This window comes from Burkholderia sp. GbtcB21 (assembly GCF_019091065.1).
In the GTDB taxonomy this organism is placed as follows: domain Bacteria; phylum Pseudomonadota; class Gammaproteobacteria; order Burkholderiales; family Burkholderiaceae; genus Burkholderia; species Burkholderia pyrrocinia_C.
In genome coordinates this window covers 201,373-225,589 of sequence record NZ_JAGXKA010000014.1, presented here as the reverse complement: position 1 = coordinate 225,589, position 24,217 = coordinate 201,373, and the positions used below count along the sequence as shown (strand labels likewise).

Here is a 24,217-nt window from a genome sequence, read left to right as displayed (position 1 = left end):
CCCATGCGAGCCATCATTCTTGCGGCAGGCCTCGGCTTGCGCCTGCAACAACCGCCCGAGGCGCAGTTCCCGAAGTGCCTGCTGCGCTTCGACGACGTTTCGCTGCTCGAGCGCCATCTGCGTGTGCTCGACGCCGTGGGCGTCGACGAGATCGTGCTCGGGCTCGGCTTCCAGGCCGGGAAGGTCGAGCAGGAATTGAAGCGCCTCGGCCGTCAGGCCGAGATCGTGCTGAACGAGCGCTACGACCTCGGCAGCGTGCTGACCGTGCATACCGTCGCCGATGCGATGACGCGCGGCGGCGACGTGCTGCTGATGGACGCCGACGTGCTGTATGACGAGAACATCCTGCACGCGCTGGTGGCCGATCCCGGCAAGGCGGTCGATCGCCTGCTGATCGACCGCGACTTCGAGGCCGGCGACGAACCCGTCAAGCTGTGCGTGAAGAACGGCGTACCGGTCGAGCTGCGCAAGCAGCTCGCGGTCGACCTCGACTACGACACGATCGGCGAATCGGTCGGCTTCTTCCGCTTCACCGAAGGCACCGCGCGCCGCCTCGCGACGATCGTCGCGGGTTACGTCGACAGCGGCCGCGCGAACATGCCGCACGAAGAAGCCGTGCGCGACCTGCTGCTCGAAGGCGGCCATTCGTTCGACGTCGCCGACGTCACCGGCTCGCCGTGGATCGAGATCGACTTCCCGAACGATGTCGCACGCGCGACGCAAGAAATCCTCCCCCTGATTCAACGCACCACCGCAGGAGCCGCACGATGAACGCACGCGAACCCAACTTCACCGAATCGCGCAGCGCGCGCCTGCGCCGCATGCTCGTCAGCAGCGACCTCGAATTCCTGATGGAAGCGCACAACGGCCTGTCCGCGCGGATCGTCCGCGAAGCCGGCTTCAAGGGGATCTGGGCATCGGGCCTCGCGATCTCCGCGCAGTTCGGCGTGCGCGACAACAACGAGGCCAGCTGGACGCAGGTCGTCGACGTGCTCGAATTCATGGCCGACGCAAGCGACCTGCCGATCCTGCTCGACGGCGACACCGGCTACGGCAACTTCAACAACGTGCGCCGCCTCGTGAGGAAGCTCGAACAGCGCGGCATCGCCGGCGTCTGCATCGAGGACAAGCAGTTCCCGAAAACGAACAGCTTCATCGACGGCGAGCGCCAGCCGCTCGCCGAGATCGACGAGTTCTGCGGCAAGATCAAGGCCGGCAAGGATTCGCAGACCGATCCGGACTTCTCGATCGTCGCGCGCGTCGAGGCACTGATCGCGGGCTGGGGGATGGACGAGGCGCTGCGCCGCGCGAACGCGTATGCGGAAGCCGGCGCCGACGCGATCCTGATCCACAGCAAGCTGTCGCGCCCGGACGAGATCCTGCAGTTCGCACGCGAATGGAGCGGCAAGGCGCCGCTCGTGATCGTGCCGACCAAGTACTACAGCACGCCGACCGACGTGTTCCGCCAGGCCGGCATCAGCACCGTGATCTGGGCGAACCACCTGATCCGCGCATCGGCTTCCGCGATGCAGGCCGTCGCGCGCGAGATCCACGAGAACGAAACGCTGATCAACGTCGAAGATCGCGTCGCGTCGGTCAACGAGATCTTCCGCCTGCAGGACGCCGACGAATACTCGGCAGCCGAGCGCATCTACCTGTCGTCGTCGTCGCGCGCGTCGAATGCGGCGGTCGTGCTCGCCGCGAGCCGTGGCAAGGGGCTCGAAGCCGTCACCGAAGACAAGCCCAAGGTCATGTTGCCGGTGGCCGGCAAGCCGCTGCTGCGCTGGCTCGTCGACGGCTTCAAGAAGCAAGGCGTGAACGACATCACCGTGGTCGGCGGCTATCGCGCCGACGCGATCGACACGTCCGGCATCAAGCTCGTCGTCAACGAGCGCCATGCGCAGACGGGCGAGCTCGCGTCGCTCGCGTGCGCGGCGGAACGCCTGACCGGCGACACCGTGATCTCGTACGGCGACCTGCTGTTCCGCAGCTACATCCTGCGCGACCTCGCCGAAAGCGAGGCCGAATTCAGCGTCGTCGTCGATTCGTCGCTGACGGAGCCGACCAACCAGAGCGTGCGCGACTTCGCGCTCTGCTCGGCTGCGGACGATCGCGGCCTGTTCGGCCAGAAGACTTATCTGCAACGTGTATCGAGCGACGTCGCCGCAGGCACGCCGCACGGCCGCTGGATCGGCCTGCTGAACGTGCGCGGCGCCGGCGTCGATCGCCTGAAGGTGATGCTCGCGACGCTGCAGGCGCGCGACGATTTCGACACGCTCGACATCCCGATGCTCCTCAACGAACTGATCGCCGCCGGCGAGAAGATCGAGGTGCAGTACGTGCACGGCCACTGGCGCGGCGTCAACGATCTCGAAGACTTCCGCCGCGCGGGCGACTTCGCGCACGGCCAGACGCCGCTGTCCGAACCGGGCTCCGGCAACGGGGGCGCGCAATGATCGAAGCGGCCCAGTTCGTCGAGGCCGCGCGCGAACGCGGTTTCGACTGGTACGCGGGCGTGCCCTGCTCGTACCTGACGCCGTTCATCAATTACGTGCTGCAGGACCCGACGCTGCACTACGTGTCGGCCGCGAACGAAGGCGACGCGGTCGCGCTGATCGCGGGCGCGACGCTCGGCGGCAAGCGCGGGATCGCGATGATGCAGAACTCGGGGCTCGGCAACGCGGTGAGCCCGCTGACGTCGCTGACCTGGACGTTCCGCCTGCCGCAACTGCTGATCGTCACGTGGCGCGGCCAGCCGGGCGTCGCCGACGAGCCGCAGCACGCGCTGATGGGCCCGATCACGCCCGCGATGCTCAACACGATGGAGATCCCGTGGGAGACGTTCCCGACCGACCCCGAACAGGTCGGCCCGGCACTCGACCGCGCGATCGCGCACATGGACGCGACGGGCCGCCCGTACGCGCTCGTGATGCAGAAAGGCAGCGTCGCGCCGTATGAACTGAAGGCGAACCCGGCGGCGAAGCCGCGCGCGCATGTCGCCGCGCAAGCGTCGTCGCATGCCGCGTCGGCCGACACATGGCCGACCCGTCACGACGCGCTGCAGCGCGTGATCGCGCACACGCCGGTCGACTCGACCGTCGTGCTCGCATCGACCGGCTTCTGCGGCCGCGAACTCTACGCGATCGACGATCGCGAAAACCAGCTGTACATGGTCGGCTCGATGGGCTGCGTGACGCCGCTCGCGCTCGGCCTCGCGCTCGCACGCCCCGACCTGCGCGTGGTGGCCGTCGACGGCGACGGCGCGGCACTGATGCGCATGGGCGTGTTCGCGACGCTCGGCACCTACGGCCCGGCCAACCTCACGCACGTGCTGCTCGACAACGGTGCGCACGAATCGACGGGCGGCCAGGCGACCGTGTCGCAGCATGTGTCGTTCGCGGGCGTCGCAGCCGCATGCGGCTATGCGTCGGCGGTCGAAGGCGACACGCTCGACGTGCTCGATGCGACGCTGGTTGCGCCGGGCGACGGGGTGCAGTTCGTTCGTCTCGCGATCCGCACCGGCGTGCCCGACGGCCTGCCCCGCCCGACCGTCACGCCGGTCGAGGTCAAGACCCGTCTGATGCGGCACATCGGCGCCGCGCAGGCCGAAGCCCACGCTGAAGGAGCCCTTTGATGCTGCTGCTGAACCCCGGCCCGGTAACGCTCACCGAACGCGTGCGCCGCAGCCTGCTGCAACCCGACCTGTGCCACCGCGAAAGCGAATTCTTCGATCTGCAGGACGAAGCGCGCGCGCGCCTCGTCGCCGCCTACGAACTCGATCCGGCCGAATGGGCGGCCGTGTTGATGACGGGTTCCGGCACGGCCGCCGTCGAAAGCATGATCGCGGCGCTCGTGCCGCGGGACGGCAAGTTGCTCGTGATCGAGAACGGCGTGTATGGCGAGCGGATCGCGCAGATCGCGACACAGTACGGGATCGCGCACGACGTGCTGAAGCATGAATGGATGCAGGCGCCCGATCTCGCGCAGATCGCCGCGCGCCTCGACGCGGGCGGCTACTCGCACGTCGCGGTGATCCATCACGAAACGACGACGGGCCGCCTGAACGATCTCGGCGCGATCGCCGATGTATGTCGTTCGCGCGGCGTGAAGCTGCTCGTCGACGGCGTCAGCAGCTTCGGCGCGGAAGCGATCGACTTCGCCGGCGGCGACATCGACGCGGTTGCCGCGACTGCGAACAAGTGCCTGCACGGCGTGCCGGGCGCGGCGTTCGTGATCGTGCGCCGCAGCGCGCTCGCGAAGGCGGCGAGCCGCACGTACTACCTCGACCTCGGCCGTCTCGCGAAACTGCAGGACCAGCGAAATACGCCGTTCACGCCTTCCGTGCATGCGTATTACGCGCTCGTCGAGGCGCTGCGCGAATTCGACGAGGCCGGCGGCTGGCGTGCGCGCCATGCGCATTACAAGGCGCTCGCCGACCGGGTGCAGGCCGGCCTCGCCGCGCGCGGGATGCCGCTGGTGCTGCCGGAAGGCGCGTCGTCGGTCGTGCTGCGCGCGTACCGGCTGCCGCAGGGCGTCACGTACGAGACGCTGCACGACGGCCTGAAGGCGCGCGGCTTCGTGATTTATGCGGGGCAAGGCGGGCTGTCGAAGGAACTGTTCCGGATCTCGACGATGGGCGCGATCGAAGCGGCTGATGTCGATCGGTTGCTGGATGGGTTTACCGAGTTGACGCGGTAAGCGGCTGACTTTTCTCGTCGACCTAAGGCCCGTGAGGGCCTTTTTTGTTCTCTGCGGATTTCTTGGGTGTCGCTTGTCGACCCTAAAGGGTCTGTCGATGATGCGATAGCTCGACGGCGGCTACTGGTCGCAATACGGACTCTCGTGCGGTCGTAAGCGCATCTACAGAGGTACTTGGATCGGGATTTGAACAAGCATTTTGGCACCGAAGACACGTTGAGCGATCAATCTATTCACCCGTTCCAGTCAGACTGGACATCCGTGCGCCCGTTTTTAGCATCGTCGCCCACGGCCTCTTATCATTTAGGTGTTCGTACCACAATGGCAGAGCGTACGCCGTAAAGCGAGTTTCAAAATGTATCTTCTCAGGCAAGGCACGGCAAATCTAACGGTATCGTAGAATGTAGCGGTTAAGTATAGGTGAAACAACAATGGGACAGGAAGACACGGTCCGGAAGCTTGCCGATATGACTGATGAAGGCGCCTTCGAGCGCCTTGCGACGGCCGTTCTGCGCTGTTCAGATAGTCAGCTTCATTCCCTTAGCCATCCCGGTGTAAATGCTGATGGCAAAACCGTCAAATCTCCCGTCGACGGTATAACCTTCGTGCTCGGCAACGATCCGCCGCAAATGGTCGCGGTACATCACACAATCTGCGCCGCGAAGGATCTTGAGAAGAAATGGCTCCATGATCCCGCTACCGTTAAGGCGCGTGGCCGTAGCAAACGTCCAACCGCGCCCGCCGGCGATGTCGTTAAGACGATTGAAATAATCGAAGAGGAAAGAAAGCGGACGCCAAACCTTCGCGCCACCCTTATTTTGACGACGAATCAGGAGCCTAGCGAAAGCCTCATGCGTAATGTCAATGCAGCCGGTATTGCGGCCGGAATCGCCATTGACATATGGGCGCGTTCACGACTGGCCGATATTCTTGACAACGATGCGCGAGGACAGTGGCTGCGAAGGCAGTTCTTGGGAATCGAGCAGGTCCGCCTCTCCGAAGAACTGCTGAGTGAGCTCTCGAAAAAAAATCTTGATATGTCCCGCCCGCCCGATCGCCCCGAGGCGTGGGTCGAACGAAACTTAGACCGCGCGATCGAAGAAGCGAACGAGGAAAAGATTGTATTCGTCATTGCCGAGTCAGGGGCAGGAAAGAGCGTTGCGTGTTACAAACGCTTATGGACAAATTCACAATCTGGCGGATTCAGTTTTGTATTAACCGATGAGGCGATCGCATCATCACTTTCACTTGAACAAGCGGTTGAGAAGACTTTGATGCAACTTCATCCGTCATTGATGATGGGCTGTGGGCGCGTCGCTTTCGAATTGACAAACCCGAGCCAACCGCTTCTTCTCTCCGTTGAGGACGTTAGTCGTTCGGGTCGCGGTGCAACCCTCATCGAAAAGATTGCGCGCTGGAATAGTGTCGAAAGCAGAGAAGATAATGCTCGATCGTGGCAATTGTTATGCCCTGTCTGGCCACAGGTGATTTCGTCGTTGAACGACGAGGCGCGTAGACGGATTAATAATCGGGCGATCGTTGGAACTGTGTTTACTGCCGATGAAGGCGCCAAGGCCGTAGAACGTCGCCGTGAGCTCGACGGTCGTTTGATGACCAAGCTCGAAGCTACTCGAATATCCGCAGGACTTGGACACGATCCGCTGTTGATTGCTCTTCATGATCCAGCTAATTCTCCCGATATTTCGCAGACGATCGCCCAATTTGTCGAGGCCAATCTACAGCAACTAACCGCAACGAAAGGCGAGTTTTCCGCATCAGAGTACCGCAAGACACTGTTAGACCTTGCTAAGTCAATGCTGCTTAACCGGCAGCTAGAACCGGGTTGGCTGACCCTGCTTGCACGGCCAGAGCTTATTGAGCATGCCACGGCGCTCAGGCACCTCGTTCATCAGGGTAGCGTTATCCGCCTTGCCGGCCCCTCAACCGACGAGAAGCTCGCGTTTAGGCATGATCGCGTCCGTGAGTGGCTACTCGCGCAGGCTGCATTTGACTTGCTGCACTCGAACGCCATGCCCGACGAAATTGTGGGTGAACCTTACTTTGCAGAGCTTTTCGGGCTGGCCATAACGCGTCAAGATTTCTCCGCTGGCAACATTGCCACAATCGCCGACCGTAATCCGTTAGCACTGTTTTGCGCCGTTCCGCATCTCAGTAAGCCTGCGTCACCCGCTCCGGAAACTATCGTTGCAGCGCTGGAAAAATGGCTAAACAATCACCCTGCGAAGATGCCCCGCGATAGCCATCTTCGCTGGGAGGCAATGCGAGTGCTCGCGGACGCGGAAGGGCCTAGTGTGCTACCTCTTGTCTCTCGATTCAACGACAACTCATGGTCCGCTCTGCGGGCACGGTACCGGAACGGCGATCTAATGGGCGGGATTGGTCTCTGCATGCAAATTGAGCCTGGCGTAATCGTGGCTGGACATGATGCCTTTCTTGACCACGTAAGGACACGGCTTGGTGCCAATTTGGTTCGCGCTCTTGCGACGCTCTTGAGCAAATCTCAACTTGAGGGCCCGATACGTACTGGTGCTCTGCGGCTGGCGGGTCATATTGGAGAACCTACGCTCGCGAATGCGATTCGCGCTTGCTGGCACAACGACGAAGAGCCGACCCAACACCTTGGCGAATACCTTTGGGCGTGTGCGCAATGTGTAGATACTGATCCAGCAACACTACTTGGACCTGTCTGTGATGCATGGGCATTGTTGTCGAACGATAGCAGCGGTAAGGGAATGCCATCGCCGCGCGATAGCCTCGCTGCGCATAACGTCAGGTTTGCATTTCATATTCGGCTACCAGATGGCGCCGTCAGATACTTCATAGAGCGTGCGGGCACATCGGAGCTTGAATGGCCAATAACGTATATGCTGCATGGCTTGGACCATCCCGATGCGGTTGAATTCATCGTTCGAAAACTCGCCGCCATTAGTGCGCGCCTGGAGGGAACTGTTGGATTCTCACCATTCGTCATAAGCGCGAAGGACGAGTGGGAGCGCCGACAGAAAAACGGTGGCCGTGCAATGTCCGTTGCGTCGAGGCAAAGGCTGTTGGAGATCTGGCAAGATCAGGCCTCGAGCAAGCATCTGCGCGAACAGGCATTCAGAATTTGGGCGTCGACGTATCGCGTAGGCGATCTCCACATTCTTCGCGCCGTGGTGAATACAGATAACGTGCTCGCAGATAAAGCGCTTTGGCGGCGCTTGCAACTAGGTGATCGCGAGGCGATCCCTGAATTAGTTTCGAAACTTTCTACGGATAGGTACGGGTACTGGTGGCAGCTTGGCCGCTACATCTGGTCCAGCGAATTAACAACGGCGCTGGATAAGGCGTTTGAGCGCCGCAGGGTTGCACGTACATCAACTGTCGACGATGACGTCGAGGAAGAGAATTCCGATTGGATACTCTCTGAGATCGTTGTATCCCTGCCAACTAGAGAAGCAGAGGCGGTTTTGAGCAAGCATTGGGACCATCTGGCCTCGTCAAATTATTATGTTATTGCTGCGCTTTACATAGCGACCCCCGGCCTGCAGGCGCGAGTTTCTGACTCGCTGAAAATAGCATCCGATCCGAAGGGGTTGCTCAAACATTTTTCAATGCTTTTCGGTCAGAACCGGCGCGGGCGTTCAGGACTGTTTCGAACCGAACAGATTGAAGCCGTCTTGCCCTATCTGGACTTACTTGACGAGCTATCGATCTACGACCTATGGACTGCATGCAACGAAAACGGATTATTTGCATTGAGGCGTGCGCACCTGGATTCGAGATGCCCGTCAACGATGCGCGGGTCAGACTATCTCGACAAGACGCGCGCCGCGCAAGCTCTCGATGGCTTTTTGGGAAATCGGAGGTGGATGATCGATCATTGGCTTGACGAATACCTTAAGTCCGGAGCGTCGCTTGACGACATCATGAATGTCGTCGGCAGTTGGCTTGACACAAAATCTGACGTCGAGTCTCTGCAGTTGGCAAGTGCCGCTGTTCTGCATATCGGCGAACGTCGGCACCTTGCACTGCTAAGAGCTGCGAAAATTGAACCTGTAGATGTGGCCGCTGCAATTGTTGCCGATGTGGAGTTTGGTGTAAGTCGACGTACGCTGCGCGTCTAGGTATCGGTTCACATGCTCGCGACGCCGATCGTCGCTCGGTGACATCCCCGACGGCACATACGACCACCTTCCGTCGCGCGACACGTCCGCCAACGGTGAACCTACGCTTAGGAACAGAAACCGGCCATTCCTGAAGTACGGTTGGGTGCGCGACCAATGACCGTTCATGGCGAACACCGACGCTCTACCCCACGCCCCCAGGAAATCTGCGAAGAACTCTTTTCCCCATCGAGACCATGAAAATCCGTCGCTTCGTTCCTTTATTGGCGCTCGCCGCCGCGCCCGTCGTTCACGCCGCCGACAACCAAACGTGCGGCGACGATACCGTCACGGCCATCGCCCGCTGGGCCGGCATCGCAAGCGCACGCATCGCCGCGCGCGACGCGGACCGGCTCGTCGTCGCGTCGGCGTGCAAGGTCATGCCGAACGCGCCGGGCACGACGATCGCGGCCGTCGCGTTCGATTCGCTGCCTAAAAGCAAGGACCCGAACGAAAGCAGCAAGCTGCAGGTCGTCGCGCTCGTCGAGGGCGGCAAGGTCGTCGCGGCCGAGCGGTCGGTGGTTCAGGAAGATGCAGCGACGGAGATCGACGCAAGCAGCTATCGCATCGACACCGCACCGTACCGGCTGTCGCCCGACGTGCGTGCGTTCGGTGTCGTGTTCACGAGCAGCGCGCGTGGGCCGAGTTGCCCCGATGCCGCTGCCAGCGAAGAACTGACGCTGTGGGTGCGCGAAGGCAACCGCATCCGCCCCGTGTTCGGCACCAACCTCTACGGCTGGGTCAGCAGCGAAGGCACGGCCTGCGGCGCCGGCGTCGGCGATGCGCGCAGCGAGGACGCACGCATGACGATCGCCGTCGAGAAAACGTCGAACCACGGCTTCGCGGACTTGTCGATCACGGCCCGCATCACGAAGACGCAACGCAAGGACGGCGAATACTCGGATACGGGCAAGCGAACGGCGCGTACGGTCGTGCGTTACGACGGCAAGTCGTATGGCATCGACATGTTCCGAACCTTCTGGTATCCGCCTTCGGCGATGAAGTGACGCAGCGGACGCGTCGCACTGCCCTGCCCGTTTGCTCGCCGTCGGCCTACTCCACCACCTTCGGCCCGATCGCATCGGTCGGCGTCGGCATCCGCAGTGCATCGTCGCGCACACCTCGCGCCTCACGCGCCATATACCGATCCTTCAACCGCTGGAACGGCTTCTCGACGAGGAAATAACTGGCCGTCGCGGCCAGCAGCGCCCACACGATGCCGAGCGGAAACGCATGCGCGACCGGCAGATCCGGATTCGCGAACGGCTGCTGCCACAGATAAAGGCTGAACGAGATCGTGCCGATGAACACGACGGGCCGCGCGCGCAGCCAGCGCGCGCACCAGAACTCGCCGCGGAAATTCAGCACGACGATCACGATCGCGATCAGCGCGGCTTCGAGCGTCACGCCGTACGTCGCGTTCCAGAAGCCGCCGAGCCGATGTTCGGCGAGCGGCATGCCGAGCAGCACGATGACGACGATCGCCGTCACGATCTGCGTCTCGCCGCGCCACGAGCGGATCCACGCTTCGAGCCGTTCGCGGTTGAGCGACGCATAGCAGCCGATCAGGATCGAATCGACGCCCGTGTGGAGCATCATCCCGAGTTGCCCGCGCAGCGCCGGCGCAGCGAAATACGTGACGGTGCGCACCAGCGGCACGATCAGGATCAGCGCGGCCAGCCAGCGCGTGCCGCCGCGGCGGGCGCCGTACACGAACAGCAGCGGCCAGAACCAGTAGAACTGCTCCTCGAGCGCAAGCGACCAGAAATGGCCGAGATACCATGCGCCATCCGGATGCAGCGCGTTATCGCCGGTCAGCCCGAACCACGCCGAGTAATTCCACAGGTGCAGCGCGGCATACAGCCACTGCCGGCGATCGACGTCGAACCAGCCGGCGAAGGCCACGATCGCGACCGCCGCGAGATAGACATAACAGGCCGGCCAGATCCGCAGCGCGCGGCGCACGTAGAACGACGTCAGCGCGATGCCGCCCGTGCGCGCGAACTCGGCGCGCAGCACGTTGGTGATCAGGAAACCGCTGAGGACGAAGAAGATCAGCACGCCGAGCCGGCCGTCGGCGATCAGCCGCAACGGCGCGTACCAGCCCGTGTAGCCGCCCGGCAGCATGTGCTCGGCGTGTCCGATAACAACCATCGACACCGCGACGGCGCGCAACCCGGTCAACTGCGTGACGCGATGGTTCATCGGCTGGTTCCCGTTGGCACGGTAAAGGAGCAGGAGATAGACCGGCGCCCCGATTCGGCGCACCGATATGCCGCCGGGATTTTGTATGAAAAATATCGGAATGAAATTACTTCAAAAATCCCGGAGCGGACACCGGCGATGGCGCGCCGTCTGGCGAGCCGACGTCCGCGACGGCAAATGGGCATAATGACAAGCCTTGTCCGGCGGCGGCCGGTCCGATGCCCACGCAACGAGTTTTTGCGGCGCCGCAATACCCCCGTACCGTGCCCCGCCCGCACACCGGCCCGCGCCTCGTCCGCCTCCTGTCGACCCTCACCCGGAGCCTGCCTGTGTACCCACCGATCGAACCCTACGCCCACGGCCACCTCGACACCGGCGACGGCCATCGCATCTACTGGGAGCGCTGCGGCAACCCGGCCGGCAAGCCCGCCGTGTTCCTGCACGGCGGCCCCGGCGCGGGCTGCAGCCCCGACCATCGCCGCCTGTTCGATCCGGAACGCTACGACATCCTGCTGTTCGACCAGCGCGGCTGCGGGCGCTCGACGCCGCATGCGAGCCTCGAGAACAACACGACGTGGCATCTGGTCGCCGACATCGAACGCCTGCGCGAGATGGTCGGCGCCGAGCAATGGCTCGTATTCGGCGGCTCGTGGGGCAGCGCGCTGTCGCTCGCGTACGCGGAAACGCACCCCGAACGCGTGAGCGCGCTGATCGTGCGCGGCATCTTCACGATGCGTCGCGCGGAATTGCTGTGGTACTACCAGGAAGGCGCGTCGTGGCTGTTCCCCGACCTGTGGGAAGCCTTCGTTGCACCGATTCCGGAGGCCGAGCGCGGCGACCTGATGGCCGCCTACCATCGCCGGCTGACGGGCGACGACGAAGCCGCGAAGCTCGAAGCCGCGCGCGCATGGAGCATCTGGGAAGGCCGCACGATCACGCTGCTGCCCGATCCCGCGCTCGCCGAGCACTTCGCGGACGGCCACTATGCGCTCGCGTTCGCGCGGATCGAAAACCACTACTTCGTCAACAAGGGCTTCGTCGAAGAAGGCCAGTTGCTGCGCGACGCGCATCGCCTCGCCGGCATTCCGGGCGTGATCGTGCAAGGCCGCTACGACATCGCGACGCCCGCACGCACCGCATGGGACCTGTCGAAGGCGTGGCCGGACGCGACGTTCGAGATCGTGCCCGGCGCCGGGCACGCATACAACGAGCCGGGGATCCTGCAGGCGCTGCTCGCGGCGACGGACCGGTTTGCCGCGTAATCGACGCAACGCAAAACGAAACGCAATGCGGCGCGTGCGGCCATGCGTGCCGGCACGCGCCGCGCCGCCCGATCAAAGCGCGGTTTCGACGATGGTCCTGCCGCTGATCGCCCGCTCGACGAGCTGTTCGTCGCCGACCTTGCGGATTGCGTCGTCGAGCAGCCCTTCCGGCTCTTCGGTCGCCACCTTCAGCAGGCCCGACAGGCCGCGCGCGTCGAGCACCACCAGCGTCTCCATCGAATCCGCGCGGCTCACGAGCACGCGGCGCAACGCCGGCCCCGCGCCGAAGCTCGCGCAGAGCGCAATCGTCTCGCTGCCGAGCGTGTAGTCGAAGTTCTTGATCATGATCTGTCGCCGTTGCTGGGGAATGGCGATGCGCGACGGTGCGGCGCCGTGACGTCGACGCACCCGCGCGTGCCGCCGGCGCCGGACCGAGGCTCGATCCGTTCGCCGGCACAACCATGCTAGGCGTGCAGAATTAACGAAGACTTAAACGGCGAATCGCCCGAGCGGGGGGCATCGCGCGACATCACGGCGTGTCGAGCGGCTCGACCGTCACGCCGACCTTCAGTTCCTGATCCGCGCCGCCGCCGCGAATCACGCCGCGCAGCGGCGTCACGTCCGCATAGTCGCGGCCGATCGACAGCATCACGTAGTCGTCGCCCGGCGCGCGGTCGTTGGTCGGATCGAGCTGCAGCCAGCCGTTGTCCTCGGGCCACGCCGGGTCGTACACCTCGACCCACGCATGCGACGCGTCGGCGCCGATCAGCCGCGGCTGCCCGGGCGGCGGCTGCGTGAGCAGATAGCCGCTCACGTAACGCGCGGCCAGCCCGAGCGAGCGCAGCGCGCCGATCATCACGTGCGCGAAATCCTGGCAGACCCCCTTGCGCAATCGCAGCGCATCGAGTGCCGAGGTCGTGATGTCGGTGCTGTTCGGCGTGTACGCAAACTCGGCGTGCACGCGCCGCATCAGGTCCCATGCGGCCTGCACGAGCGGCCGCTGCGGCGTGAAGCTCGCGGCCGCATACGCGGCGAGTTCGGCGTCGCACGCGACGTGCGGCGAAGCAAACACGAATTCGCTCGCCGCGTCGTAAGGCTGCCCCGCACGGAACCGCAAGCGATCGCGCACGGCTTCCCATGCAGTCGCGTGCTTTCCGTCGGGATGCGCGATCGCGGGCGGCGGCTCGCCGCGCGCACCGAGCGACCACACGGGCGGCGTCACGCGCACCGTGCTGCGGCTGCGCACGAGCAGCGCGTCGTGCGGCTGGTTCAGCGCGAACGATGCGCGCGCGTTGCCAAATGCGTCGATCTCCGTGCAGATCGATTCCGGCGCGGGGTTGATGTCGAGCGAGAACGACAGCACCTGCTGGCGCGGCGTCGCGAGCGGTTGCAGGCGCGCCTGGTGCTGTGCCGATTCGACGCGCGCCGCGTACCGGTATTCGGTATCGTGCGTGACGCGCAGCAATCGGCCGGGCGCAATGGCGGCCGGTGCGGCAGGCGCCGCCGGTGCCGCTGTCTGTCGTCCGTTGCCGGAACCGGGCGGCGTTTTCGTCGTGCCTTTCGTCGTCACCATAGCGTCCTGCCCGCCTCGCGCACGTGGCTGAAATAACGCTCGCCGATCCGGTTCGACAGCTCCCAGACCGCCTTCGCCGTCGCGTCGAGCATGCCGAGCAGCTTGTCGTGCCGGCCGCCGTCGGCGGTTTCGCACAGCTCGTGCAGCGACCACGCGGGCACGTTCGGAATCGTCTCGGCCAGTTCGGACAGCGCATAGCCTTCGCTGCGCTCGACCTTCGCCAGCCGGCCGCGCAGCGTCTGCACGACCCAGCCGAGCGAGCGCGGGTTGTCGGTATCGAGCACGACGAGCGACAGCAGCGGCGCGACGTCGAAGCCGCGCTGGAACCGCGAGCGGAACGTGATCGTGCTGTCGAACAACTCCAGCACGAGCTCGAAGCCGTCCTGCCGGTATACGGCGCCTTCGTCGAATGCGAACTTCAGCACGCTGCACAGGAAGTCCAGCCGGTCGATCTGCCGGCCGATCGACAGCAGCCGCCAGCCGTCGTCGCGCGTCATGTTGTCGGTCTGCGCGCCCGTGATCGCGCCGAGCAGCAGGCCGAGGCGCTCCAGCAACTGCAGCGCCTCGTTGCCGATCTGCTCGTCGGCTTCCGGATGGTCAGCGCTGTCCGCGAACAGTTGCGTCGCGTCGTCGATCAGCCGCCACTGATCGCTCGACAGCCGTTCGCGGATCGCGGCGGCCGCGCCGCGCATCCCGAACAGGCACGACGCGATTCCCGACGTGCGATCCGCGCCGCGCGTCAGCGATGTCGCGAGTGCGTGCAGGAACCCGCGCGGCGCATCGACGGCGTTCGGCGCGTCGGCCGCGATCAGGCCCGTATCGCGGCACAGCGTGTCGAGCAGCTCCAGGTGCGCGGGGCTGTCGACGTCGTCCTCGCCGCGCAGCCGTTCGAGCGCGGCGCGCGCGAGGCGCATCAGGTTGGTCGCGCGCTCGGTGTAGCGGCCCAGCCAGAACAGGTTCTCGGCCGCGCGGCTCGCGATCGCGCGCGGCCGCTCGACGAGGTCGTCCGGGCCGAGGTGCGTTTGCAGCAGCGTCGTCGAATCGACGATGCCTTCGGTCATCACCCACGTATCGACGGTGCTGCCGCCGTGCGGCATCGGCGCGTTGAACAGCGTGTCGCGCGTGCCGACCCGCGACAGCCCGCCCGGCAGGAGCCGCCAGCGCTGCGCGCCGTCGGCGAGCGCGAACACGCGCAGCAGCAGCGGCTTCGGCACGATGCGCGCGCCGCCGTTGCCGTCGGGCGTGCCGTGCCCCGGCCAGGTCGGCGCCTGCGACAGCGGCAGGTCGGCCTGCACCGTGTAGTGTTCGGGCCGCGCGAGTATCCGCGCGCGCCAGTCGGCAAGCTGCGCCTGCGTGAGCCGCGCGCCGATCACCGGGTCGAACGGGCCGCCCGCCTGCACGTCAGCCGGATACGACGCCTTCACGATGCCGCGCGCGAGCTGCGGCAGCGCGTCGTCGCACGCGGCCGCCTCGCCGCACCACCACGAATGCACGGCCGGCAGCGTCAGCGTTTCACCGAGCAGGCCTTCCGCGAGACGCGGCATGAAGCCGAGCATGGCCGGCGATTCGAGGAAACCCGAACCCGGCGCGTTCGCGAGCAGCACGTTGCCGGCGCGCACGGCCTGCAGCAGCCCCGGCACGCCGAGCATCGAATCGGGCCGCAGTTCGAGCGGATCGAGCCACGCGTCGTCGACGCGCCGCAGGATGCCGTGCACGGGTTCGAGCCCGCGCAGCGTCTTCAGGAATACGCGGTTGTCGCGCGCGGTCAGGTCGCCGCCTTCGACGAGCGTGAGGCCGAGGTAGCGCGCGAGATACGCATGCTCGAAATACGTCGCGCTGTGCGGCCCCGGCGTCAGCAGCACGATCCGCGAATTCCTGGCGGCCGGGCTGAGCGCCTGCATGCTCTGCAGCAGCGCGCGGTACGCGGATGCGAGCCGCTGCACGCGCAGCCCGCGAAACCCGCGCGGAAAGAGCCGCGACACGATCAGCCGGTTTTCGAGCAGATAACCGAGCCCGGCCGCGCCCTGCGTGTGCTGCGCGACGATCCGCCACTGCCCGTCCGGGCCGCGCGCGAGATCGAACGCGACGACGTGCAGCCACGTGTCGCCCGGCACGCGCGCGCCGCGCATCGCGCGCAAGTAGCCCGGATGGCCGGTCACGAGCGCGGGCGGCAACAATCCGCGCTGCAGGATCGTCTGCGGCCCGTACAGGTCGGCCATCGTCGCGTTGAGCAGCCGCACGCGCTGCAGCACGCCGCGCTCGATCGCGACCCAGTCCTCCGGCGTGACGATCAGCGGCAGCAGGTCGAGCGACCACGGGCCGGCCGCGCCGTCGCCGGCGCGCTGCTCGTGCAGTTGGTAGAACAGGCCGTTCTCGCGCATGCGCCGGTGCAGCGCGTCGGCACGGCGATCGAGGTCGGCCACGCCGTCGCTGCCGATCGATGTGAAGAAACTGCGCCATGCGGGCGCGAGCGCAGGCGCGTTCAGGCCGGCCGCGCTGCCGCGCAGTTCGTCGTAACGGCCGGCGGCGGCCGGCGCCGCAAGCGCGGCGGCCAGTTCGGCGGCGTCCGGCTGCGCGCCGGTATCGAATAGCGTGGGCATCGCGTCCGGGTCGGCGAGATGGTCGGAGTGAATGGGCTGCACGGTGTCGTTTCGTCGTCAGGGCACGGCCGCGCATGCACGCCGCCGCACGGGCGGCGGGCCGCGGCGCGCGGCCGCAATCTGCCCGCATCCTAGCATTCCGGCGGGGGCGCGACTTCCCGCCGCGCCGGGAAATCGCGAACCGCGCATCGTCGTCCGCCCCGTCATCGGCCCGTCACGGCCGCCGCAAGTCGAGCGTGAACGGGAATTCGCGGCTCGGCGCGGTAGCCGACACGTCCATCCGCCCCGGCGTGTGCCCCATCTCGACGAAGCGCGCGAGCCGGCGGCTCTCGGCCTCGTACGCATTGACGGGGAACGTCGCGTAGTTGCGCCCGCCCGGATGCGCGACGTGATAACGACAGCCGCCGAGCGAGCGCTGCAGCCACGTATCGACGATGTCGAACGTGAGCGGCGCGTGCACGCCGATGGTCGGATGCAGCGCCGACGGCGGCGACCACGCCTTGTAGCGCACGCCCGCGACGTATTCGCCGACAGTGCCGGTCGGCTGCAGCGGCAGCGCGCGGCCGTTGACCGTCACGACGTGCCGGTTGTCGTTCAACCCCGTCACGCGCACTTCGAGCCGTTCGACCGACGAATCGACGTAGCGCACCGTGCCGCCGGGCGCGCCCTCCTCGCCCATCACGTGCCACGGCTCCAGCGCACCGCGCAGCGACAGCTGCATCCCGTTCACCGCGATCTGGCCGAACAGCGGGAAGCGGAATTCGAAGTGCGGCGCGAACCACGCCGGATCGAACGCGAAACCGGCGTCGCGCAGTTCGGCCAGCACGTCGTCGAAATCCATCTGAAGGAATGCCGGCAGCATGAAACGATCGTGCAGCGCGGTGCCCCAGCGCGTGAGCGGCGTCGTGTACGGCGCGGCCCAGAAGCGCGCGACCAGCGCGCGCAGCAGCAATTGCTGCACGATGCTCATCCGCGCATGCGGCGGCATCTCGAACGCGCGCAGTTCGAGCAGGCCGAGGCGGCCGGTCGACGAATCGGGCGAATACAGCTTGTCGATGCAGAACTCGCTGCGGTGCGTGTTGCCCGTCACGTCGATCAGCAGGTTGCGCAGCACGCGGTCGACGAGCCACGGCGGCATGTCCTGCCCGTAGAGCAGCTTGTTGCGCTGGATCTCCGCGAATGCGATGTCGAGTTCGTAGAGCTGGTCGTTGCGCGCCTCGTCGACGCGCGGCGCCTGGCTCGTCGGCCCGATGAAAAGCCCGGAGAACAGGTACGACAGCGACGGATGGTTGTGCCAGTACGCGATCAGGCTCGCGAGCAGGTCCGGGCGGCGCAGGAACGGGCTGTCGGCCGGCGTCGCGCCGCCGAGCACGAAGTGGTTGCCGCCGCCCGTGCCGACGTGGCGGCCGTCGACCATGAACTTTTCGCTGCACAGCCGCGACTGCCATGCGGCGTCGTACAGAAATTCGGTGTGATCGACGAGCTCGTCGAAGCTTGCGGCCGGATGGATGTTCACCTCGATCACGCCGGGATCGGGCGTCACCTGCAGCAGCTTCAGCCGCGCGTCGCGCGGCGGCGGATAACCCTCGAGCACGAGCTTCACGCCGAGCGCATGCGCGGTCAGCTCGATCGCGCCGAGCAGTTCGAGATAATCCTCGAGCGCGGCGAGCGGCGGCATGAACAGGTACAGGATGCCTTTGCGCACTTCGACGCACAGCGCGGTGCGCGTGATCCACGCGGCCGATTCGAAGCGCTCGGGCCGGCGCTGCGGGTCGTGCGCATGCGCGGCATGCCGCGCGCTGGCCGTGTCGTCGCCGCGCCATTGCATCACGGTCTGCGCGGACGCTTCGCGATGCACGCCGGACAGGTAGCGCGGCGCATCGGCCGGGCCGGTATAGCGCGCGCGGATGGCGGCGGCTTCCGGCAGCGCATCTCGCGGCGCGAACGGATCGCGCTCGACCAGATACGGATGGTCGGCGCGGGCGGCCCACGGCAGCGAATCGAGCGGCAGCCGATAGCCCATCGGCGAATCGCCGGGTACTAGGTACATCCGCTCGTCGCGGAAGAACCACGGGCCCGTCTGCCAGCGCGGCCCGTCGAGACCCGACTCGTCGTCCGTACGCTTGACCGGCAGCACGTAGCCGACCACGCTGTCGAGCTGCTGCTCGAACACCTTGCGCAGCCGCGCGCGTTCGAGCTCGTCGTCGAGGCGCGAGTCGAACGGATCGACGTTGACGGGCAGCCGGCGTTCGCGCCACAGGTAATACCAGACGTCCTCGTAGCCGGGGCGGATGAATTCGTCGGTCAGGTTCAGCCGCGCGGCCAGCGCGTCGATGAAGCGCTTCGCGTCGTCGGTCGTATACGCGGACGGCTCGCGCTCGTCGGCGAACAGCGACGGATCGTGCCATACCGGCTGGCCGTCCGCACGCCAGAAGATCGACAGCGCCCAGCGCGGCAGCTGCTCGCCCGGATACCACTTGCCCTGCCCGAAATGCAGGAAGCCGCCGTCGCCGTATTCGGCGCGCAGCCGCTGCACGAGCTCGGTCGCATAACCACGCTTGGTCGGGCCGAGCGCATCGGTGTTCCATTCGGCGCCGTCGCGATCGTCGATCGACACGAAGGTCGGCTCGCCGCCCTGCGTGAGCCGCACGTCGCCGGCCGCCAGCGCGCCGTCGACCTGCGTGCCGAGCGTGCGCACGGCATCCCATTGCGACTCCGTATACGGCTTCGTCACGCGCGGCGATTCGTACACGCGCGTCACGGCCATCTCATGCTCGAACGACACCTCGCATTCGTCGATCAGCCCTTCGACCGGCGCGGCGCTGGTCGGCTGCGGCGTGCACGCGAGCGGGATATGCCCTTCGCCGGCGAGCAGGCCCGACGTCGGATCGAAGCCGATCCAGCCGGCGCCCGGCAGGTAGACCTCGCACCATGCGTGCAGGTCGGTGAAGTCGACCGACGTGCCGCTCGGGCCGTCGAGCGATTTCACGTCGGGCGTGAGCTGGATCAGGTAGCCCGACACGAAGCGCGCGGCGATGCCGAGATGGCGGCAAAGCTGCACGAGCAGCCACGCGCTGTCGCGGCACGAGCCGGATGCGAGTTTCAGCGTCTGTTCGGGCGTCTGTACGCCCGGCTCCATCCGCACGAGGTAGCCGATGTCGTGCTGAAGTTGCTGGTTCAGCGCGACGAGGAAGTTCACGGTGCCGGCCGGCGTGCGGTCGACGCCGTCGACATACGCGCGGAACAGCGGCGACGCACTCGTCTGCGGATCGCATGCGAGATACGGCGCGAGCTCGGTCTTCAGCGCGTCGTCATAGCTGAACGGGTATTGGTCCGCGCTCGCTTCCAGGAAGAAGTCGAACGGGTTGTACACCGACATCTCGGCGACGAGATCGATCGTGACCTCGAAGTACTCGGTGCGCTCCGGAAACACGAGCCGCGCGAGATAGTTCGAGAACGGGTCCTGCTGCCAGTTGATGAAGTGCTGCGCGGGCTCGACCGTCATCGAATACGCGAGGATCGGCGTCCGGCAGTGCGGCGCGGGCCGCAGCCGCACGACCTGCGGGCCGAGGTTGACGAGCCGGTCGTAACGGTAGCGGGTGGTGTGATGCAGCGCGACGTGGATGGACATGGGAGCTCGATTCGGGTTGGATCGGCCGCGCGCGCCGCGTCGCTGTCGACGCGGCGGCCCGGCATGGCGGATTCGGCGAAAGCGCGCGTCGCGTCAGACGAGTTCGGGCGTCTGCACGACGCTGATCTCGACGCCGACGGCCGTCGCACCGAGCCCCGTCACCGGCTGCGCGTCGCGATAGTCGAGGCCGACCGCGATGCGCACGTAGCGCTCGTCCGGGCAGCGGTTCATGAACGGATCGAACCCGACCCAGCCGAGCCCTTCGACATAGGCCTCGGCCCATGCATGGCCGGCCGGCTGCTGCATCAGCGCGGCGGCTTGCGGCTGCGCGCCGAGCGCCGCCTGCGACTGGCCCTGGGACTGAGTCTGCGACTGCGACTGCGCGGCATGCGACGCGCCGAGCACCTGCTGCATGCCCTCACCGCTCTGCAACGCGAGCGCTTCCTCGTCGTCTTCGTCGCCCGCGTTCTGCTTCGCGTCGGCGATGCGCTGCATCGCGCTGTCGGCGAGCACGTAGCCCGAGATATAGCGGGCGGGAATCTTCAGCGCGCGCGCGGCCGCGATGAACGCGTGCGCATGGTCGCGGCTCGTGCCCTCGCCGCTTTGCAGCGCGGTTTCCGCATCGACGGGCGCGTCGGCGGCCAGGTTCGGCGCATACGCGATGCGGCCGTGCACTTCCGTCATCAGCCAGTGCAATGCGTCGAGGCCGTACGGCTCGATCGGCAGCGCCTGCGCGAGCGCGCGCACCGTGTCGCCCGCCTTCGTGAGCGCGGTCTCGCGCTCGAAGATCCACGGCGGCGCATAACCCTCGGGATTGCCGAGAATGCCCGCGCGGTCCTGGGTCTCGACGACGCCGGCCGCGACGACGACGATCTCGGCCTTCGCGCCGCGGTCGTGACGCACGAGGTCGATCCGGTTGCCGAGCCCGTCGGCGTACGACAGCGTCGGCTCGACGCCGTCGATCGTGACCTGCCACGCGCGCACCGTCTGCCCGGGCCCGGACTGCGGGCGCAGCCGCAGCCGTTGCAGCGCATGGGTGGCTTGATCGTCGAACTGATAACGCGAAATGTGTCGGATGGCGAGTCGCATGGCTAGTCTCAGTCGAAGTTGTAGGCCTGGGCGATTTCGAGCCCGAGGCTGTTGTTACGGCCGATGAAGTCGGTCAGGAACTCGTGCAGGCCGCTCTTGAAGATCCGCTCGACCGAGGTATCGGACAGCATCTGCAGGATCTTCGTGGCCGTGTCGTGACACGGGTGTGTCACGCCGTAATCCTTCGCGAGCAGGTTCAGGCTCGACACGACGCGCCCGTAGCAATAACGCAGCGAACGCGGCATGCGGCCGTTCAGGATCAGGTAGTCGGCGATGTTCATCGGCTTGTACTGCACGTCGTACACCCAGCGGTACGAACGGTGCGCGGCCACGCAGCGCAGGATCGTTTCCCACTGGTAGTTGTCGAGGATCGTGCCCACGTGCGACACCGACGGCAGCAGCAGGTGGTACTTCACGTCGATGATCCGCGCGGTGTTGTCCGCGCGCTCGACGAACGCGCCGATCTGCGCGAAATCGAAGATCTCGTTGCGCAGCATCGTGCTGTAGAAGCTGCCGAGGATCAGCGCGGTTTCGCGCTTCACCTCGTCGAGTACCGCCGGCAGCTCGCTCTCCGGCACCGGCCGCTCGAATGCACGGCGCAGCGCGAGCCACGCGCCGTTCACGCTCTCCCACGCCTCGCGCGTGAGCGCCGTGCGCACCATCCGCGCGTTCGAGCGCGCGGCCTCGATGCACGACAGCACGCTCGACGGGTTGTCGCGGTCGCGCAGCAGGTAGTCGGTCACGGTATCGGCCGCATACGCGTCGTATTTCTGCCGGTAGCCGTCGTCGGCGCCCGAGCTGACGAGCACCGACGACCATTCGGCCGGCGCGTCGGACGTGCGCGTGAGCGCCATCCGCAGCCCGGCATCGACGATGCGCGCGATGTTCTCCGCGCGCTCGATATAGCGGTACATCCAGTAGAGACCGCTTGCAGTACGTCCCAGAAGCATCTCGTGTCCACTCCGTCTTCGTTCGGTTGGCGCGCCGGCTCCGGCGCGCGCGGTCGTGTCCGGCTCAGTCGGCCAGCACCCAGGTGTCCTTGGTGCCGCCGCCCTGGCTCGAGTTGACGACGAGCGAGCCCTCCTTCAGCGCGACGCGCGTGAGCCCGCCCGGCGTGATGCGGATCCGGTCCGACACCAGCACGAACGGGCGCAGGTCGACGTGGCGCGGCGCGAGGCCCGCTTCGGTCAGGATCGGCGTCGTGGACAACGCCAGCGTCGGTTGCGCGATGTAGTTCGCGGGCCGTGCACGCAGCTTCGCGGAAAACGCCTCGAGCTCGGCCTTCGACGCGCACGGCCCGACGAGCATCCCGTAGCCGCCCGAGCCGTGCACTTCCTTCACGACCAGTTCGTCGAGATGCGCGAGCACGTATTTCAGGCTGTCCGCATCGCCGCAGCGCCAGGTCGGCACGTTCTCCAGCAACGCCTTGCGGCCCGTGTAGAACTCGACGATCTCCGGCATGTACGAGTAGATCGCCTTGTCGTCGGCGATGCCGGTGCCGGGCGCGTTCGCGATCGTGATGTTGCCCGCGCGGTAGACGTCCATGATCCCCGCGACGCCGAGCACCGAATCGGGGCGGAACGTGAGCGGATCGAGGAACGCGTCGTCGACGCGCCGGTACAGCACGTCGATCGGCTGGAAACCCTCGGTGGTGCGCATCGCGACGCGGCCGTCGATCACCTGCAGGTCGCTGCCCTCGACGAGGTGCACGCCCATCTGGTCGGCGAGGAACGAATGTTCGTAGTACGCGGAATTGTGGATGCCGGGCGTCAGCACGGCGATGGTCGGGTTGTCGGCGTTGCCGCCCGGCGGGCACACGGCCGCGAGCGACTGGCGCAGCATCTGCGGATAGGTCTCGACCGGGCGCACCTTCACCTGCTGGAACAGCTCGGGGAAGAGCTGCATCATCGTCTCGCGGTTTTCCAGCATGTACGACACGCCGGACGGCGTGCGCGCGTTGTCCTCCAGCACGTAGAACTCGTTCTCGCCGGTGCGCACGATGTCGACGCCGATGATGTGCGTGTAAACGTTGCCGGGCGGCCGGAAGTCGATCATCTCCGGAATGAAGGCCTCATTGTGCGCGATCAGGTGCTTCGGCACGATGCCCGCGCGCACGATCTCCTGGCGGTGGTAGATGTCGTCGAGGAACGCGTTGAGCGCCATCACGCGCTGCTCGATGCCGAGCGACAGCCGGCTCCATTCCGAACCCGAGATGATGCGCGGGACGATATCGAACGGAATCAGCCGCTCGGCGGCCTCCGCGTCGCCGTAAACGGCGAACGTGATGCCCGTCTTGCGGAACACGCCCTCCGCATCGTGGGCTTTCTGGGCGAGGCTCGCGGGATTCTGCGTGTCGAGCCATTGCTTCAGGCGCGCGTAAGGCGCCCTTACCATGTCGCCGGATTGCAGCATTTCATCGAATGGCTTCATCGATCTTTTCTCCATCGATCGTTTTCCCCGGCATTGCGCATGCCGGACCGGCGTAACAATTACTCTGCAAGGACCGTGCCTTGCGATATCCCCCCTTTTGCGCCGCGCCGGGCATGCCCGCGCGGCCCGCCGCACCATCACGGTGCAGCACGCGACGCCGATGGCGGCATCGATGCGCCGCGATCGCGCACGGCCGATGCTGCGCCGCGTCTGCCGAACATAGTTCTCCCGCGTGTCACGAATGTGCAATCTGCACTGCACAAAAAGACGGCCCGCCCGGAGCGCCGGCCGCCGGAGCGCCGGCCGCCGGATCGCCGGCCGCCTGCACCGAAGGGCGGGAAGGCGGGCCGGCACGCGCACCGCGCGGCCGGCCCTGGGGAAGTACCGTCTGCGGCCGCACCGGCAGTTCGACGCGATGAACTAACCGGTTAGCCGGGTCCGGCACCTCAACGCTATGCAGCCGTAATCCCGCCGACAACGCCCATGCATATTTCGACTGACACCCATCGAAAAAAAACATCGGGACGACCGACGCGAGGCGCGGTACGCTAGAAAATTGTTGC

15 protein-coding genes are annotated in these 24,217 nt (G+C 66.0%); 7 read left to right on the top strand and 8 right to left on the bottom strand.

The genetic code is table 11. From position 1 onward, the window contains the following. The first annotated feature begins 3 nt into the window (after positions 1-3). From KVT39_RS27640 to KVT39_RS27615, 6 genes are all read left to right on the top strand, one after another. The gene (locus tag KVT39_RS27640) at positions 4-771 is read left to right on the top strand and encodes an NTP transferase domain-containing protein (RefSeq protein ID WP_217590668.1); all 768 of its coding nucleotides are present in this window, start codon (positions 4-6) and stop codon (positions 769-771) included. Next, on the top strand, positions 768-2,456 hold the full coding sequence (gene aepX / locus KVT39_RS27635; RefSeq protein ID WP_217590667.1) for a phosphoenolpyruvate mutase: 1,689 nt from the start codon (positions 768-770) through the stop codon (positions 2,454-2,456). Before KVT39_RS27640 ends, aepX begins: the two co-directional genes overlap by 4 nt. Further along, a complete protein-coding gene (gene aepY, locus KVT39_RS27630) occupies positions 2,453-3,634 on the top strand; it encodes a phosphonopyruvate decarboxylase (protein WP_217590666.1) in 1,182 nt (393 codons plus the stop codon). The genes aepX and aepY overlap by 4 nt, the downstream gene beginning before the upstream one ends. Next, positions 3,634-4,698, top strand: a complete 1,065-nt coding sequence (locus KVT39_RS27625; RefSeq protein ID WP_217590665.1) for a 2-aminoethylphosphonate aminotransferase — start codon at positions 3,634-3,636, stop codon at positions 4,696-4,698. The genes aepY and KVT39_RS27625 overlap by 1 nt, the downstream gene beginning before the upstream one ends. Before the next feature lie 431 nt (positions 4,699-5,129). Further along, positions 5,130-8,825: a hypothetical protein gene (locus tag KVT39_RS27620; protein ID WP_217590664.1), complete on the top strand. Its 3,696-nt coding sequence runs from the start codon at positions 5,130-5,132 to the stop codon at positions 8,823-8,825. A 236-nt stretch (positions 8,826-9,061) separates the two neighbouring features. Further along, complete coding sequence (locus tag KVT39_RS27615) at positions 9,062-9,871, top strand: multidrug ABC transporter ATPase (RefSeq protein WP_131948681.1); 810 nt, start codon at positions 9,062-9,064, stop codon at positions 9,869-9,871. A 46-nt stretch (positions 9,872-9,917) separates the two neighbouring features. On the opposite strand, the gene KVT39_RS27610 is transcribed toward KVT39_RS27615, so the two are convergent. Further along, entirely contained in the window at positions 9,918-11,069 is a 1,152-nt protein-coding gene (locus tag KVT39_RS27610) for an acyltransferase (protein WP_217590663.1), read from the bottom strand. A gap of 329 nt (positions 11,070-11,398) precedes the next feature. On the opposite strand from KVT39_RS27610, the gene pip reads away from it, so the two are divergent. After that, the gene (gene pip / locus KVT39_RS27605) at positions 11,399-12,331 is read left to right on the top strand and encodes a prolyl aminopeptidase (RefSeq protein ID WP_105391278.1); all 933 of its coding nucleotides are present in this window, start codon (positions 11,399-11,401) and stop codon (positions 12,329-12,331) included. A 72-nt stretch (positions 12,332-12,403) separates the two neighbouring features. On the opposite strand, the gene KVT39_RS27600 is transcribed toward pip, so the two are convergent. The 7 genes from KVT39_RS27600 to KVT39_RS27570 all read right to left on the bottom strand — a co-directional run bounded on the left by KVT39_RS27600 (position 12,404) and on the right by KVT39_RS27570 (position 23,654). Beyond that, a complete protein-coding gene (locus KVT39_RS27600; RefSeq protein ID WP_034179800.1) occupies positions 12,404-12,676 on the bottom strand; it encodes a hypothetical protein in 273 nt (90 codons plus the stop codon). A gap of 184 nt (positions 12,677-12,860) precedes the next feature. Continuing rightward, a complete protein-coding gene (locus KVT39_RS27595) occupies positions 12,861-13,904 on the bottom strand; it encodes a transglutaminase family protein (RefSeq protein ID WP_217590662.1) in 1,044 nt (347 codons plus the stop codon). Then, positions 13,898-16,504, bottom strand: coding sequence for a circularly permuted type 2 ATP-grasp protein (locus tag KVT39_RS27590; protein WP_105391289.1), 2,607 nt, complete (start codon positions 16,502-16,504; stop codon positions 13,898-13,900). Before KVT39_RS27590 ends, KVT39_RS27595 begins: the two co-directional genes overlap by 7 nt. A 214-nt stretch (positions 16,505-16,718) precedes the next feature. Then, the gene (locus tag KVT39_RS27585) at positions 16,719-20,135 is read right to left on the bottom strand and encodes a DUF2126 domain-containing protein (RefSeq protein WP_217590661.1); all 3,417 of its coding nucleotides are present in this window, start codon (positions 20,133-20,135) and stop codon (positions 16,719-16,721) included. 93 nt (positions 20,136-20,228) lie between these two features. Continuing rightward, positions 20,229-21,224, bottom strand: a complete 996-nt coding sequence (locus KVT39_RS27580) for a transglutaminase family protein (protein ID WP_105391281.1) — start codon at positions 21,222-21,224, stop codon at positions 20,229-20,231. 8 nt (positions 21,225-21,232) lie between these two features. Next, a complete protein-coding gene (locus KVT39_RS27575; protein WP_034179805.1) occupies positions 21,233-22,174 on the bottom strand; it encodes an alpha-E domain-containing protein in 942 nt (313 codons plus the stop codon). A 64-nt stretch (positions 22,175-22,238) separates the two neighbouring features. After that, the gene (locus KVT39_RS27570; protein ID WP_034179806.1) at positions 22,239-23,654 is read right to left on the bottom strand and encodes a circularly permuted type 2 ATP-grasp protein; all 1,416 of its coding nucleotides are present in this window, start codon (positions 23,652-23,654) and stop codon (positions 22,239-22,241) included. Positions 23,655-24,217: the final 563 nt, after the last annotated feature.

Excerpts from the sequence above, each read along its gene's own strand:
- KVT39_RS27575 (WP_034179805.1), bottom strand. The coding sequence starts at position 22,174 with ATGCTTCTGGGACGTACTGCAAGCGGTCTCTACTGGATGTACCGCTAT.
- aepY (WP_217590666.1), top strand. The coding sequence starts at position 2,453 with ATGATCGAAGCGGCCCAGTTCGTCGAGGCCGCGCGCGAACGCGGTTTC.
- KVT39_RS27590 (WP_105391289.1), bottom strand. The coding sequence starts at position 16,504 with ATGCCCACGCTATTCGATACCGGCGCGCAGCCGGACGCCGCCGAACTG.
- KVT39_RS27625 (WP_217590665.1), top strand. The coding sequence starts at position 3,634 with ATGCTGCTGCTGAACCCCGGCCCGGTAACGCTCACCGAACGCGTGCGC.
- KVT39_RS27610 (WP_217590663.1), bottom strand. The coding sequence starts at position 11,069 with ATGAACCATCGCGTCACGCAGTTGACCGGGTTGCGCGCCGTCGCGGTG.
- KVT39_RS27585 (WP_217590661.1), bottom strand. The coding sequence starts at position 20,135 with ATGTCCATCCACGTCGCGCTGCATCACACCACCCGCTACCGTTACGAC.
- KVT39_RS27615 (WP_131948681.1), top strand. The coding sequence starts at position 9,062 with ATGAAAATCCGTCGCTTCGTTCCTTTATTGGCGCTCGCCGCCGCGCCC.
- KVT39_RS27640 (WP_217590668.1), top strand. The coding sequence starts at position 4 with ATGCGAGCCATCATTCTTGCGGCAGGCCTCGGCTTGCGCCTGCAACAA.
- KVT39_RS27580 (WP_105391281.1), bottom strand. The coding sequence starts at position 21,224 with ATGCGACTCGCCATCCGACACATTTCGCGTTATCAGTTCGACGATCAA.
- KVT39_RS27600 (WP_034179800.1), bottom strand. The coding sequence starts at position 12,676 with ATGATCAAGAACTTCGACTACACGCTCGGCAGCGAGACGATTGCGCTC.
- KVT39_RS27570 (WP_034179806.1), bottom strand. The coding sequence starts at position 23,654 with ATGAAGCCATTCGATGAAATGCTGCAATCCGGCGACATGGTAAGGGCG.
- KVT39_RS27595 (WP_217590662.1), bottom strand. The coding sequence starts at position 13,904 with ATGGTGACGACGAAAGGCACGACGAAAACGCCGCCCGGTTCCGGCAAC.
- KVT39_RS27620 (WP_217590664.1), top strand. The coding sequence starts at position 5,130 with ATGGGACAGGAAGACACGGTCCGGAAGCTTGCCGATATGACTGATGAA.
- aepX (WP_217590667.1), top strand. The coding sequence starts at position 768 with ATGAACGCACGCGAACCCAACTTCACCGAATCGCGCAGCGCGCGCCTG.